17 protein-coding genes are annotated in these 12,796 nt (G+C 61.7%); all 17 read right to left on the reverse strand.

The genetic code is table 11. The features are described 5' to 3' along the window. Nucleotides 1-57: 57 nt before the first annotated feature. The 17 genes from JWR51_RS23590 to JWR51_RS23665 all read right to left on the reverse strand — a co-directional run bounded on the left by JWR51_RS23590 (nucleotide 58) and on the right by JWR51_RS23665 (nucleotide 12,239). Nucleotides 58-399, reverse strand: coding sequence for a hypothetical protein (locus tag JWR51_RS23590; protein WP_299753526.1), 342 nt, complete (start codon nucleotides 397-399; stop codon nucleotides 58-60). Further along, the gene (locus JWR51_RS23595) at nucleotides 400-648 is read right to left on the reverse strand and encodes a hypothetical protein (protein WP_299753528.1); all 249 of its coding nucleotides are present in this window, start codon (nucleotides 646-648) and stop codon (nucleotides 400-402) included. Further along, nucleotides 645-899 (reverse strand): Lar family restriction alleviation protein, encoded by a 255-nt coding sequence (locus JWR51_RS24090; RefSeq protein ID WP_366525644.1) that lies wholly within the window; start codon nucleotides 897-899, stop codon nucleotides 645-647. The genes JWR51_RS23595 and JWR51_RS24090 overlap by 4 nt, the downstream gene beginning before the upstream one ends. Nucleotides 900-996: 97 nt before the next feature. Next, nucleotides 997-2,712, reverse strand: coding sequence for a hypothetical protein (locus JWR51_RS23600; protein WP_299753530.1), 1,716 nt, complete (start codon nucleotides 2,710-2,712; stop codon nucleotides 997-999). Continuing rightward, entirely contained in the window at nucleotides 2,712-3,458 is a 747-nt protein-coding gene (locus JWR51_RS23605) for a hypothetical protein (protein WP_299753532.1), read from the reverse strand. Before JWR51_RS23605 ends, JWR51_RS23600 begins: the two co-directional genes overlap by 1 nt. Next, nucleotides 3,458-3,796, reverse strand: coding sequence for a hypothetical protein (locus JWR51_RS23610; RefSeq protein WP_299753534.1), 339 nt, complete (start codon nucleotides 3,794-3,796; stop codon nucleotides 3,458-3,460). The genes JWR51_RS23605 and JWR51_RS23610 overlap by 1 nt, the downstream gene beginning before the upstream one ends. Nucleotides 3,797-3,860: 64 nt before the next feature. Further along, the gene (locus JWR51_RS23615; protein WP_299753536.1) at nucleotides 3,861-5,147 is read right to left on the reverse strand and encodes a P22 phage major capsid protein family protein; all 1,287 of its coding nucleotides are present in this window, start codon (nucleotides 5,145-5,147) and stop codon (nucleotides 3,861-3,863) included. Nucleotides 5,148-5,382: 235 nt separating this feature from the next. Then, nucleotides 5,383-6,285 carry a hypothetical protein gene (locus JWR51_RS23620; RefSeq protein WP_299753538.1) on the reverse strand — a complete coding sequence of 301 codons (903 nt, stop codon included), beginning with the start codon at nucleotides 6,283-6,285 and terminating at the stop codon, nucleotides 5,383-5,385. Nucleotides 6,286-6,692: 407 nt separating this feature from the next. After that, nucleotides 6,693-6,911, reverse strand: coding sequence for a hypothetical protein (locus JWR51_RS23625; protein ID WP_299753540.1), 219 nt, complete (start codon nucleotides 6,909-6,911; stop codon nucleotides 6,693-6,695). Nucleotides 6,912-6,923: 12 nt separating this feature from the next. Next, entirely contained in the window at nucleotides 6,924-7,244 is a 321-nt protein-coding gene (locus tag JWR51_RS23630; protein WP_299753542.1) for a hypothetical protein, read from the reverse strand. Further along, a complete protein-coding gene (locus JWR51_RS23635) occupies nucleotides 7,244-7,468 on the reverse strand; it encodes a hypothetical protein (protein WP_299753544.1) in 225 nt (74 codons plus the stop codon). The genes JWR51_RS23630 and JWR51_RS23635 overlap by 1 nt, the downstream gene beginning before the upstream one ends. Continuing rightward, nucleotides 7,468-7,671 (reverse strand): hypothetical protein, encoded by a 204-nt coding sequence (locus JWR51_RS23640; RefSeq protein WP_299753545.1) that lies wholly within the window; start codon nucleotides 7,669-7,671, stop codon nucleotides 7,468-7,470. The genes JWR51_RS23635 and JWR51_RS23640 overlap by 1 nt, the downstream gene beginning before the upstream one ends. Further along, entirely contained in the window at nucleotides 7,671-7,883 is a 213-nt protein-coding gene (locus tag JWR51_RS23645; RefSeq protein ID WP_299753547.1) for a hypothetical protein, read from the reverse strand. The genes JWR51_RS23640 and JWR51_RS23645 overlap by 1 nt, the downstream gene beginning before the upstream one ends. Next, nucleotides 7,880-10,042, reverse strand: a complete 2,163-nt coding sequence (locus tag JWR51_RS23650; RefSeq protein WP_299753549.1) for a portal protein — start codon at nucleotides 10,040-10,042, stop codon at nucleotides 7,880-7,882. Before JWR51_RS23650 ends, JWR51_RS23645 begins: the two co-directional genes overlap by 4 nt. Nucleotides 10,043-10,066: 24 nt before the next feature. Beyond that, nucleotides 10,067-11,425: a terminase family protein gene (locus JWR51_RS23655; RefSeq protein WP_299753551.1), complete on the reverse strand. Its 1,359-nt coding sequence runs from the start codon at nucleotides 11,423-11,425 to the stop codon at nucleotides 10,067-10,069. A gap of 2 nt (nucleotides 11,426-11,427) precedes the next feature. Further along, entirely contained in the window at nucleotides 11,428-11,730 is a 303-nt protein-coding gene (locus JWR51_RS23660; protein WP_299753553.1) for a hypothetical protein, read from the reverse strand. A gap of 101 nt (nucleotides 11,731-11,831) precedes the next feature. Next, the gene (locus JWR51_RS23665) at nucleotides 11,832-12,239 is read right to left on the reverse strand and encodes a hypothetical protein (RefSeq protein ID WP_299753555.1); all 408 of its coding nucleotides are present in this window, start codon (nucleotides 12,237-12,239) and stop codon (nucleotides 11,832-11,834) included. Between the last annotated feature and the right edge of the window lie 557 nt (nucleotides 12,240-12,796).

The raw sequence follows: 12,796 nt of genomic DNA on the forward strand, positions 1-12,796 counted from the left end.
GGGTCAACGCGATTGCTAGGTTTCCCCATTGAGGTCGGTTCAATTCCACTCTCCGATTCAGATCGGGATAAAGCTCACAGTCGGCGCGACCGTGTAAGTGATGGAAACCACATCCCCGTTCGCCACCGGGAACGTCCCCGAGGTCGCGCCAGTCGGTACTGCCGTGGTGCCCCGAGTGATGGTTATTGCGCTCACCGTGCCACCGCTGATGGCGAGATTGCCGCCAGAGCCGGCACGATAGGCGAAAGGCGAGCCAGTGAGCGTTACCGGCTGGATTGGGGCCGCCGCGCTCACGATGGCGTTGAAGAACCGCTGCCATGGCGTCGTGACGAAGCCGCGTGCATCAGCGATGGGCTGGGCGGAGCTTGGGACGATGGCAGCGTTGTTGACGTTAGGCATTTAGCCGAACGACTTTCTGGCTTCTGCCTCGGTCTGGAACAGGCGGCACGCATAGAAGGCCCAGCTTCCGTCGTTGCGCTTGCCCCAGTAGTCCACTTCGGTGGGATGCTCCAGTTTGTGCTTTTCAACCACGATCTCGACGGCAGCCGCAAAGTCATCCGCCTCCACACCTGATGCGAGAAGCGTAGCATCAGCACTATCGCCACTTGCCGCGTAGCCTTCCATCCAAACGTCGAATGTCTTGCTCATTTGCTGCGCTCCGGCAGCATGGCGTCGACTCCATCTGGCAACCGCATGTACCCCAGATGACGCTTATTCCACCCGACCACCGCTTCTAGCGTGTCGTTTGCCCACACCGGGCCTATCACTCCACACTGGGTGCATCTGACATGGCCGCCGTTATGGGAATCTTCGAACCCGGTCTCAGCCTCGCCGTCGCAGAACGGGCACGGCAGAAGCTTGTACGGGTCGGCTTCGGGGGCTACGTTCTCATTAGGCATTTTGATCACCTTTCGATCGATTTGCTCAGGGGTGCGCGGCAGTCTTCGACCACTGCTTCGCACCCGTTTTCTATAGCAAATCCGCCAGATTCCGTCACTACGAAATCGCCGGCCTGACCTTGACCCAACACCCCTGAAGCGCGGTATCGGTATTGGCGGACCAGCTCAGCTCAAACACCCGATCACGGGCATAGCCAAGCCGGTTCCACTGCATCGAAACGTCGTACTGCCCCGGCCCGCCCATCGACTGGCTGACATAGTTGCCAAAGCTGAAGCCCCGATTATCGCTCCACCGCAGGTACACTTTCGGCGGATCGTCCGTCGTTCCCGAGGTAATCTGCCCCGTTGCCATGTCAGCCTGGAACCCGTCATAGACGACGCGCTTGCCGTCTTCGATCAGGTGCGGAAACCTCCGGATGCGCGGGATATCTACTCCGTTGTCGGTGAAGGCCTCGTTGGTCAGGTTGTAGAGGTTGCCGTTCTGGTAGTCCCCAACGAGGTTGAGCCCGTAGGCGAAGGCGAAACAACTCGACCTGTGCCGATGTAGAACCCCGTTGCCATCGATCGATGCCCGGCGGTGCCACTGGTTTTCCGACAGGTCGTAGCAGTAGGTCGTGTCCGCAGTCGGGAACGTCAGGACGTAGAAGGCATGCCCTTCGATCTGGTGCACGTAGCCGATGGCATCCGCGATGGTCTCGTAGGCCTGCCACTCTGCCTCGAGCGCATGCACTGAGACGCGCTTGACCGAGTAGCCTTCCGTCATCAGGACGATGCAGTTGCCCTGCCGATCCTGAGACAGCCACAGCAGCGAAATATCGACCGAGGCGATAGAGTACGGCGCGGCGCACCCGTGGTCCACAAACGCGCCCTGGATGCGCTGATAGGCGAAGTCCGCGGCGCCGGCATCATACCACACTTCCGTGGTCAATTCCCCGATCAACCACAGCTCGCCATGCACCGTAGGAGCGGCAACGATGTTGTCGGCCGAGCCGGTCTTGGCTGCGATGTCGAGTGGATCGAACGCCGACCCATGAATGCCGTCGACCGAGTATGCAAACCCCGAACCCGACCCGCCAAGGTTCGTGTTGCTGGCGCTGAGCACATCGCCAATGGTGTAGTCCTGGCCGTCGTCGGTGATCGTGACAGCGGTAACTGCCCCGCCCAATACGGTGATCGTCGCCAGCGCTCCCGAGCCAGTCCCGCCTGTCAGAGGAACGCTGGTATAGGTCGCATCGACGTAGCCGGAACCGGGTGTCGTGATCGACCCAACGTAGACCCCGCCCGGCGTGCCGGTCAGCATATCGTAGCTGACATTGCTCAGCGAGATATAGAACTGGTCCGTCCCCGGCCGGTTGAAGATGAAGAACGTGTCCTGGTAGGACGCCGAAGTCCCACCATAGAACGCCGGGTCGGTGATCGTCCCGAACGCATCCGTCGTCATGTCGATGGCGTAGCCGACCGCCGACCCATCGACGAGCACGATCGCCTGCCCATTATCCGCAAACCACACCGGGGAGGTATCGTTCGGAATGGTCCCCAGCAGCGTGTAGTCATAGGTGTTCGAGATGGCATAGACCGTGGGGCCGATGACGCCGTAGAGGCTGCCATTCGAGGCCCGGTAGAGCGTCCGCATGTTGGACGGATAGGGCGGCGCCGTGACGAGTGCGAGCCCCGGCGTGGGATAGGACGTTGCGGGGGTTGTGGGTTGCCCGTCCTCGGCATTGCGCTCGCTGTACAGATTCACGGCCTCGGAGGCGGATGCGATCAGCGAGCGGCTCTGATAGGCGCCGCCAAGGAGGGGAACGCGAGTCATCAGTACGTGCCCGGGCCGGCCTGATCACTGAAGATATTCCAACGAACGTCGTTGCGCAGGATGCTTGGCATTGACATCGTCGGAATTTGAGCGTTGACCGAACGCATCGTTTCAAGCGCTGCTTTGGCCAAGCCAGCAACGTTCGGACTCAGCGGAACCCCGTAATTGGCCGAAAGCCGAATGGCCAAGTTGTACACAAGAGCCTCTCGGTACTCCCCCGGCAGGGTGATCTCATCGGTCAATGCTAGCGCGGTCTGAAGCTGCTGGCGGAAGATGACATGCAGTTCGAACTGGTTCGAAATCACTGGGTAGACGTAGAGTTTCCCCAACGGGGTGCCGGCGTCATACCAGCACCACTGCGGAAAGCTCTGCAGCGACTTCATCGCGATTTGCGAGTAGGTCTCCCGAGACGGCAGGACCGTGATCGGGTAGTCGATCTGGTTGGGGCTGTCGCTGATGGTCTGGCGCGCGAAGGCGGCGTTGATCGCCGCGGGGCGCTCGGCCACCGAGATATCGCCACCGGGTCCGATCTCGTAATACTGCTGCCCATTGCAGGGCACCGACTGCTCCACCAGCCGATAAACCAGATACCGGCGCTGCTGCCATTGCGCGATCATGTCGTTGAGCGCGGCGCAAGCCTGGTTCATGTCCTCGGAAGTCGCTGTCTGACCAAGACCGACAATGCCGGTGTTGCGCAGCGCCGCGAGAACGATATCGCCAAACGTGGAGTTGGTGAGGCCGCTCATCAGTCAGCCGCCATGCGCTTGGTGATCTCGGCAGCGTCCCAGCCGGGGAAAGCTCGCTTGCCGAACTTCGCTTTGTAGGCGAGGCGAAGGGCTGGTAGATCAGCGCCAGCCGGTTTCAGCGAGCCGCCTGGCTTGCCGTTGCCATCGTGGTCGAATGGCTCGCTTGCCGGCGGGGCGGGAATGAGAGGGTTGACGACCAAGGGGGCCGGCTCGTCTGCAACGCCCCACGCCGCGAGCTGGGCGGCTTCGGCCTCGGAACTGTTCACCAGTGCCGACTTCTTGCCGGGGATCGTGCCGGGGCAATGTACCCACCGGGGATATTCGCGCTCTTCGGTCATGGAATGTCTCCAAGGGAATTCGGGCCGCAATTGCTCGCGGCCCGTGGGTTCAAAAAGTGGACGGTTACGGCGTCACGTCCGGGACACGAACGCCCCACTCCGGACGGGTCAGGAGAGCCCCATACAAAGTGTCCAAGCGCGTTACTTCCTGGTCGGTGCCGACCTGCCACTGGGTGGCCATGCGCATCGACACGTTGGAGTACTTGGCTCGGGCTGCGTCGACGTTCTTGGGCAGCGGAAGTTCGCCACTCACCATCGTCAGGCATTCCGGCGCATACGCCACGTTGTTGCGGTAGGTCACGCCCGGCGCGATGATCATGGTGATCGCCGCGGAAGTCGCCGGGGAGGCGGTCACGGTCTGGTACTGAACCGCGTTGCCGTTCACCGGAGGCACGATCGCCGGGTAGATCGGGATCGAGGTCGCGCCGCTGGCCACATTGGCCGTCACCACGAAAGTGCGCAGTTCGCCGGTGGTCTGCTTGGTCACGCGGTTGACACCATTGACGCCCGCGATGGTGATGATGTCACCAACATTGAGGGTGCCGGTGATGGCGTTTGTGGTCAGCGTGTAGCCGGTCTGGCTGCCGCCGTTCACCGTGCCGGCGGTAAAGGTGCCGGTGGTGTGCTTGATAGCAGTCTGGTCTTCGAAGATGGCTGCATAGCCGAGGCCGCTCATCATCTGGCCGGACTCGTACTGCGACGAGAGCTTGGTCGCAGGGTTGAGCAGGCCAGTCAGCGAGTTGACGACGCGAGCATTGGTGCGCGGATCGAAAACCAGCTTGCGGGAACCACTCGGAGCCGAGTTATTGGCGAGGATGGCGCGGGCATCGAGCAGCGTGCCGCTCGAGGGGGAGATCAGCGTCGTGCCATCGGCCGCGTAGTTCGGCGCGATGTTGCAGATGCCGCCGGTCGTGGCGGTCAGCGGCGCAGCGATAGGCGAAGAGCCGTTGACGTTGGGCAGCGGGATATACCCGTATTCCATCGTCGCCATCACGTCGACCGCGACCTGGCCCGCCAGGTTGTTCATCATCGGCTTGAGGATGATTTCGCGGAAGTCGTCGACGCTCAGGAGCAGATCGGCGGTGCTGAACGACACGTCGACGTGCGCCTGGGTGGCGAGCGTCAGGACGGTCTGCTGTTCCGTGGTGTCCTGGATGGACGCCGCCGGGCCCTTGACCGGAACGTAGTCGTTGGGCAGCCGGATACGGAGCTGCGAGCCGATCTTTTCGCCGGCCTTGCCGAAGTCACTATCGAACTGACGATCGACATTGGCCAGAAGGGCGTTGGAGTTGACGAACAGCATCACGGCTTCGCGGGTGATGCGGCTCGTAGTGAGCAGAGAGTTAGCCATGGGGGATGTCCTCGATTGGCCGAGTTGCTTTCGAGGCACGCGCGAAGGCGTCCGCAGGGATGCGGATGGGTTAGGCCTAGGTTGTGCCGGTGACGTTCTCGCTGCCCGTAAGCGAGGTGAAAGCGGGCCGTCTCGGGGCTATCGTGCCGGGTACGATGCGCTGCTCGTAGGGCGCATGGTTTGTGCGAGCGGTATCAGCGGCCGATGTCCGGGTCGCGTTCGGATCAGAGCAGTCTCAGGCGGCGTTGCGGGCGCGGAGCTGGGCTTCGCGCTTGGCAAAGAACACTTCGTCGCTGTCGTTGTCGCTGGGCTCCGCACTGGTGCGGGCGCTGCCATCGATGGGGGTGACGGGACGAGGTGCATTGGAGAGCGGCGTCGGCACCTTCTTGGCGGCCGGCACCACGGATAGCTTAGCAATCTCCACCGCGCGCTTGGCCGGCGGCAGAGCGAGGATGGCAGACGCCTTGTCGGGGTCGCTGCCGAGTTCGTAGAGCACCTTGGCCGGGTCGTCGGTGGCAACGATCAGATCGAGCATATCGCGGGTCATGATGCCCACCGACTGCAGGTTGGCAACGGCGCCGTCGAAATCTTCCCCGAAGGTCGACTTTCCGGCGGTGTAGGCGGTGTTGCACGCCGCATCAAATTCGGCCTGCTGCTGCTGGGCGCGGGCCGTTGCCTCACGCTGTGCCGCTGCAGCTTCAACCGCGGCGTTGAATTCGGCGTCGGTCTTATAGCCGCCGGGAGGCGCGGTGTTCTGCGCAGCGGCGGCGTCGGCCTGGGTAGCGACGGGAGGAGTGGTCTTCGGTGCCTTGAGGGCGGCCACTTCATCAGCCAGGCGCTTGGCCTCACGTTCGGCAATCCGCTTTTCGGCGGCCATGTTGTTGAGCTGCGCCTGCGCCCAATCGGGGAGCTTCGGCGGCTTCTTGCGTTCGGCGTCGGAGCCGCCAGAGTCGGCGGCAGCAGTGGCAGCGCTTGCGTCAGTTTCGCCGGCATCCGCACCGGTTGCCGCGTCATCGGCTGCCGGCTCTTTGGCAACGACCAGCGGTTCGCGGGTGGAAGTCTCGACGGGAATATCATCAGAGGCGTGGGCAACAGCCACATTCGCATCGGCAACGGGGGCTACGACTTCATCAGCCATTCGATTTTCACCTTTTCAGGGTTGGATATCGGAGGAACCGCCTCCGTTCGGGTTTTATGCCGGGACGGAGCTTCCGTTCTCGGCTTCCCACGCGGCCCAAATCTCGCTTTTGGTGCGTTCGGCCAGAAGAAGCTGAACCGGTTCCGTCATCAAATGACGACTGCGAGCGCTTAGCGGGATGTCATTCATCTTGGGCACAAATATATCTGTCCAACTGTCGACCACATACCCACGACCTTGACAGTATCGGCACTTGGACGGGCGGCCGGCCGGGCGGAAGGCTGTTGCCGGTGAACTGATGTAGCCATCTCCACTGCATGTCGTGCACGGCACTCCGTGGCCGCCTTCCTGCATCAAGACAACACCGTTACCCAGCTCTGCGACAACAACTTCATCTACGTCTGGCCTCATTGTTTTCCGCTCCGCGTCATCGGCGAAGTCTCACACTTGATCGCCGCAAGCGCCTTCATCTTCTCCTTGCGCATCTTCTCGACCTCTTTCATCAGCTTGGCGTCGGCGCGGTGCTCTTCAGCCCGGGTCAGGTCGCGAAGGGCATCCTCTGCCCGCCACTTGGTCTGTTCCGCCACTTCAACGACGGGCTCGGATACGGACTTGCTCTTGGCCATGGTGCGGCCCTTTCAGTTGAGTTGGATGATGCTGGGGGCGGCCAGTTGTTCGTCGGTGTAAGCGCCGCGCTCCTCGAGCAGGGCGTCGTAGATCGCATCCTTGTCCGCTTGCGACCGTCCGGGATCGTTGAGCATCTGCGCCAGAGTGCCGCGCGCCAGCACGACGAAGTCTTTCCAGTAGGTGGCGACGAACTGCGACTGCGACCCCGCCTTGATGCGAAAACGCTCCGTGCGCGTCATCCGCCCATCGCGGAACATGTCCTGCCCATCATAGAAAGCGCCGGCCAGCTCCTTGGCGGTGTGCTTGACGAGCTTTGTGGTGCGCCCCGGCATCAGGCTTCTCCAATGTCAGAAATGGGTATGCGCCAGCCGCCGGCCCGCTTGCGGACCTCAGTCGCGGGGAGGTAGCTGGCCACGATGTTGTCAGGCCATACCTGACCATCGGAAGTGTCCAGGTAGTGCTGTGTCGCGCCGATCATCTTCTGGGCCAGCGGCGCGGGATAAGTGGCGATGAACTCGTTGAACTCTTCGGACGAGACGGAGCGGAGGTTGCGCATTACTCGCCCATCCTTCCTTCGTCGGCAGCCTTGCGCCGGGCATCGCCTTCGATCACCACGCCCCGATAGGCTTCAACCGCAACCGCGCTCCACGGTGCGAGCGCTAGATAGGCACGCTGGCGGTTGGCTTCCTCTACCTGACGGATGTGCGCCTGCTGGGCTGCCATCTGAGCAAGAATCGCAGGATCGATGTTCCAGTTCATCAGCCGTTCCACTTCATGGTGCGAGGCACGGCCGAACGGATCGTAATCCTGGCAAATGGCGTGTCCTCAAGCAGGTCAAACCCGCGATAAACGACGGGCTCGCCTGGCATTTCGTTCTCGGCTTCCCACGCGGCCCACATCTCGAGCTTGGTGTTCCGGATGAGCTTGGCCGATGCTCGCTTCAGCACCACGACTGCCGGTTCGCCGTTCACTGCGGCATGCCCATCGGCGGCGGAGCCAATTGTTGCTGATCGGGCATGGGCGGCTGCATTTGCGGCGGTTGCTGCATCTGCTCAATCTGCGGAGACGGCACCGAGGCCGGCGTCGGCTGCATCTGCATGCTCCCCAGCGTTGACTGGATGATCGGCTGCTCCTGTTCCGGCGTAACGATGGGGCCGGCATTGCCGATGACCTGGAGCCGCTTCGACATGGCCTCGAAGGCCTTGACCGACGCTTCAAAGGCCCGAATGTTGGCGTCGGCGTCCTTGTTGGCGAGCTTCTGGTTCAGTTCCGCCACCAGCTGCGTGAGCTGGCCGACATGGGCCTGCATCTCTGCGTCCTGAGGCGAGGGATCGTCGCCAAGGGCCTGCGGTGGCGTCATGCGGCGGAGACGCACGGCAATCTCGTCGGCGCCGGGGAAGTCCGCGTTCTGGAAGAGCAGATCGCCCACAATCGGGATGAGCTGCGGCGACTGCGTGAGGATCTGAACGATGGCGTTCCATGCTTCCTGACGACGAGTCGCAAAGCTCGGGCCAACATCGACTTCAACCGCATACTCACCGACGTTCGGGTTAAAGATGATGTCGACTTCCTGCTTCTGGATATCCTTCTGTTCCTGCACGGCCTGCTGGGCTTGCGGGTCGATGGTGATGTTCTTCATCATGCCGTCATCGCCGCGGATGCGCAGGATGCGGGTCGTGTCGTAAATCTTCGGGATCAGGTCCACGACTATGCGGCCGATCTGTCGGACCATGATCGCGTGGTTGTCCACGAAATGGTACGTGGCGTTGTCGCCCTGCCGCTGGCGCTCGGCAATCGCCTTGCCCGACTTGGCGTTCTCCTGCTCGCCCATCTGCGACTGATATTGGCCGGAAGCCATCATCAATTCCTGCTGGGCGATTTCCATGCCCTTGAGGAAAACGTTGGACATCATCGGCGGCTCTACCCGCTTCGGCGCCGGGATTTCCTGCCCCTGATCGTCGCGATGCTTGTATGGCAGGAAGCCGAGGTTCTGCAGGTTGGCGCTGGCGTAATACTCTTCGTAGCCTTCGAACGCATCGGCCGGGCCGAGGAACGGAATCTTGGTCTGCAGCGCGCCGAACTCCACCTCTGCCGAGGTGTTGTAGTTGTACATGCGCTGGGCATCCTTGAGGTAGCGAACGTGCCCCTTCAGGTCCAACTGCCCGTCGAGAATGACTTCCTCGCCAATGCACGGCACCAGCGGAATCCACTTGCCGAGCCAGTCATAACGATCGATCACGGTGCTGCCGGCGAACTTGATGCACTCGACCGTCACCACGTCGCTGTCGCGTTCGCGGTAGTCCCAGTTCTTGTCCTGCTTGATCAGCTTGATCAGGTCCGGACTGATGGTCTTTTTCGGCACGGTGCGGCGCTCGCCGGTGTTCGGGTCAACCACTGAGACCAGCACGACCTTCTCATGCTTTTTGCGCCAGTAGTTGGCGACGCGGACATGCTCCTTGGTCAGCCAGCCGTCGAACGACGTGTTATTCAGGGTTGCCGCGTTGACTGCCTCGGGGTGCCCAGGGAAATCCCGCTTGAACTTCTCCACCGACATGTCGTCGAATTCGAAGCCGTACTCGGCATCGGACTTGTCAGCCTCTTTGGCATCCGGGTCCATGTAGATGGACAGCGGATCACGGACGCCGCCGATACGGATTTCCTGATCAAAGCCGTTGGGGCTGGCATATTCCGTGGTGACCCGGCAAAATCCGAGGCCGCCGAATACCTGGTTCTCGCTGGCCTTGTCGTAGGCCTGCTGGGCTCGGGAGCGGTATTCGATATGCCGAACCACGTCCTCATAGATTTCAGCGGCTTTGTAGGTCGCCTCGTTGGTCGTGGGGTGAACCACGATGCCCGGCTTGTTCTGCTTCGCGTCATTGACGATTTGCAGGCAATGAATGCGGGTCTTGTTGACCGTCAGTGTCGGCTTCTGCGCAATCTCGCGAGTGGTCAAAAGCGCGTCCGGCCATTGAGCCATATTGTCGGAGTCGGCATGGCCGAAGCGGAAGTCCTCGCGCCACATCGAATAGGCGTGCGAGTAGTAGCCTTCGCAGATGGCAAAGCGGTCGCGGGCCTCCTTGACGATCTTCTCATCGTCCTTGAGGTCGCGGTCGTTGGTTTCTTCAGCCACGGACAGCCTCGTCTATAATAGCGGTCATCGGGCCATCCATCCTTGAGCGCCAAGGCCATTTGGCCCCTGTAGCTTGGGCCGCGTCAGGGGCGATTTTTTCTCAGCCACCATCGACGGGAACAGGTCGCTCATTGCCCAAACATGAGCATCAAGCCGATCCGGCGAACTGTTGCCGCGGTCGAAATCCGGCGTGTACGAACACATCTGGTCCTCGAGCGCTTCGAACTGCCCAACATGGTCGACCAGCCCCCTCGCATAGAGCGCGCTGATTGGTTCGGCCCGGACGTACTTGCCTCGGCTGGCCCGAACCGCCTTGAACGGCACATGAGTGTCGACGGAGCGAATAACCTGCTCCACCATCTCGCCGCCCTGGTTGACTTCGGCCACGATGCGATCGGCTTCAAACTCTCGAAAAGCGGTGACTGCTGCCACTGCCCATTCGCGGGGCGTCATCACCCCGGAGCGGTCTGCCAGCACATAGGCCCTGCCGTCCTCACCGAGCCCATCGACGATGATGCCAGCTTCGTTGCTGCTCTCGCCTGAGGTCGCGGGCGGGTCGATCGCCACTACGATGCGTTTCATTGGCGGAAGGGCCGAGGCAGGCAGATGCGTGATCATCTCACGCGTCCACAGTGCGCCCGGCACGTCCTCGAGGATTTCGGCGTTTAGTTCCTGCCGGCCCAGACGAGTGCCTTCGTACCGCTTGACGATTTCTTCAAAAAACGTCGGGGCAAGGTTCGCCCGGTTGTCGTAGGTCGTCCCCCTGGTGACGATGGTTGCCCGATCCTTCACCAGATCCTTAATGTTCTTCACCGGCCGCGGCGTCGTGGTGATCACGGCTCGCGGGTGAGGCCCGAGACGCAGCCCGAACTTAGCTTGGTCCCAAGCCTCGCCGTACCGCCATGAGGCCATCTCGTCGGCCCACAGCCGCATATGCTGTTTGCCGCGAAGCCGCTCCGGGGCATCCGCGGTAAAGACCAGCGAAACCGCGCCATTCGGCCAGAGCAACTTGCTCTCGTTCTTCCGATAGACCGGGCGTTCATCGTTGGGGCAAATGGCGAGAATGCCGCTCTCCCCTTCGATCATGATATCGCGGGCATCGTCGACCGTCGCGCCGATCAGATTGACCATCTCACAGGTCTTGACCCATTGACGGACGGTTTCCGCTCCGGTGCGGGTCTTGCCGAATCCACGGCCGGCGAGGATCAGCCAATAGACCCAATCGTCTCCTTCAGGCTCACGCTGGTTCTGGCGAGCCCAGAACGGCCAGTGATGAGCAAGCTGCGCCTTAGTTTCGAGCGACAGGCTTTCAATCGCCTTCTGTCTCTCCGCTGTGGGCAGTGAGGCCAGCAGTTCGGCCGGCGAGGCATGGATGCCGGCCAACCCTATTTGCTCTCTTCTGCGTCAGCACGCGCCACGAGCGACTGCAGCGATTTGACGAAGCGATCGGCGTCCAATTCATGGCGCAGGCTGATCGGATCTTCGTTGTCGTCGCCAACCACCGCCTGAGGCACTTTACCATCAAGCCGGTCCGCGATTTCCTTGATCGCCGGGACATCGCCAGTGATCGCTTTCGTCACTAGTGCATCGGCTACGGCGCGGAGCTTGGTGCCGCCTTCTGCATGGGCCTCGCTGATGGCAATGCGGAGCATGTTGGCGAAGGTCTTGTCGCTAGGCGGGCGCCCCATTTAACTCACCTAAGCCTTTGAACCGAAACAATCCGGCCTCTGCGCAAAACTATTCCTTCGGCGCGGTGGCGCCGGAAGACCGAACGATATGTTTTTGCTAATCAGTTGCTCAAAATTCGAATGTTGACCGACTGCTGATACGTTCGTCCGCCAGCCGTCTCGATCGTGTTGGTCACGGTGTAGCTCTGGTTGAGCGCGCCATCCTCGAGCCAGATCACGGTTGCCGTTGAGGTGTTGGTGCTGTGGTTCTCGACGAGGGCGCTGTCGCTGATTGCCCAATCGCTGGTGACGATAGTGTCGCCGGAAAGGGCTTGCGACCAGTTGAGGCTGTAGTCGAGCAATTCATCGGGGTCTTTGCTAGCCCAGGAAAGTGGCATGTCGATCCTCGGGTATTTTGGGACGAGAACTGTTCGGCTGATCGGGTAGACCCGGGCTTCGCGGCTATAGGCGGGTACGTTCTGTTCCCGGCTTTCGCGCTTGAGCAGCAGCGAGCGGGAGATGAACGGCACCGTCGCAACCCGGGCGATGGGCGTTGGCGATACCGAGTAGAAATTGAGCAGCCCTCGCCCAGCGAAGGCGAAGCGGGCTGTGACTGTCGAAGCTCCACGCCCGGTTAGGACGCCTGCCCCAGCTGCCGCCCATGCCGCACTAGCGAGAGCAGAGTTCGTGGCGTGGAATACGCCTGCACCCGCCGCGTTGAGCACGGAGGTCGCCGTCGAAAGTGCTGTCCATGCCGCAGAGCTGGAACCGGCCGCTGACCATGCAGACTCCGCCGTAGCACTGCCGATAGCCGTAAAGGCTCCCGAGGCTGAAACGGTCCACGTTGCAAGCGCGGTTGCTGAACCTGCCCACGATGGCGTGCCGGCCCCAGATGCACTCCATGTTCCAATGAAGAGGGCTTGGCCAGTGCTCGCGAACGCTCCGGAGCCCGATGCACTCCAATTACTGACTGCAGACGATGCACCGACTGCGTTGAAGGTGCCTGCACCGACCGCATTGAGTATAGCGGTTGTGGTAACTCCCCCTACCGAAGGCAGGGTGGTGATTGGAACCTGCGAAAGGGCCG

The sequence above is a fragment of the Devosia sp. genome, assembly GCF_028290625.1.
Lineage (GTDB): Bacteria > Pseudomonadota > Alphaproteobacteria > Rhizobiales > Devosiaceae > Devosia.

What these genes read in the sequence shown, in the direction of transcription:
- JWR51_RS23590 (WP_299753526.1), bottom strand. Translation starts at nt 399, where the DNA reads ATGCCTAACGTCAACAACGCTGCCATCGTCCCAAGCTCCGCCCAGCCC.
- JWR51_RS23595 (WP_299753528.1), bottom strand. Translation starts at nt 648, where the DNA reads ATGAGCAAGACATTCGACGTTTGGATGGAAGGCTACGCGGCAAGTGGC.
- JWR51_RS24090 (WP_366525644.1), bottom strand. Translation starts at nt 899, where the DNA reads ATGCCTAATGAGAACGTAGCCCCCGAAGCCGACCCGTACAAGCTTCTG.
- JWR51_RS23600 (WP_299753530.1), bottom strand. Translation starts at nt 2,712, where the DNA reads ATGACTCGCGTTCCCCTCCTTGGCGGCGCCTATCAGAGCCGCTCGCTG.
- JWR51_RS23605 (WP_299753532.1), bottom strand. Translation starts at nt 3,458, where the DNA reads ATGAGCGGCCTCACCAACTCCACGTTTGGCGATATCGTTCTCGCGGCG.
- JWR51_RS23610 (WP_299753534.1), bottom strand. Translation starts at nt 3,796, where the DNA reads ATGACCGAAGAGCGCGAATATCCCCGGTGGGTACATTGCCCCGGCACG.
- JWR51_RS23615 (WP_299753536.1), bottom strand. Translation starts at nt 5,147, where the DNA reads ATGGCTAACTCTCTGCTCACTACGAGCCGCATCACCCGCGAAGCCGTG.
- JWR51_RS23620 (WP_299753538.1), bottom strand. Translation starts at nt 6,285, where the DNA reads ATGGCTGATGAAGTCGTAGCCCCCGTTGCCGATGCGAATGTGGCTGTT.
- JWR51_RS23625 (WP_299753540.1), bottom strand. Translation starts at nt 6,911, where the DNA reads ATGGCCAAGAGCAAGTCCGTATCCGAGCCCGTCGTTGAAGTGGCGGAA.
- JWR51_RS23630 (WP_299753542.1), bottom strand. Translation starts at nt 7,244, where the DNA reads ATGCCGGGGCGCACCACAAAGCTCGTCAAGCACACCGCCAAGGAGCTG.
- JWR51_RS23635 (WP_299753544.1), bottom strand. Translation starts at nt 7,468, where the DNA reads ATGCGCAACCTCCGCTCCGTCTCGTCCGAAGAGTTCAACGAGTTCATC.
- JWR51_RS23640 (WP_299753545.1), bottom strand. Translation starts at nt 7,671, where the DNA reads ATGAACTGGAACATCGATCCTGCGATTCTTGCTCAGATGGCAGCCCAG.
- JWR51_RS23660 (WP_299753553.1), bottom strand. Translation starts at nt 11,730, where the DNA reads ATGGGGCGCCCGCCTAGCGACAAGACCTTCGCCAACATGCTCCGCATT.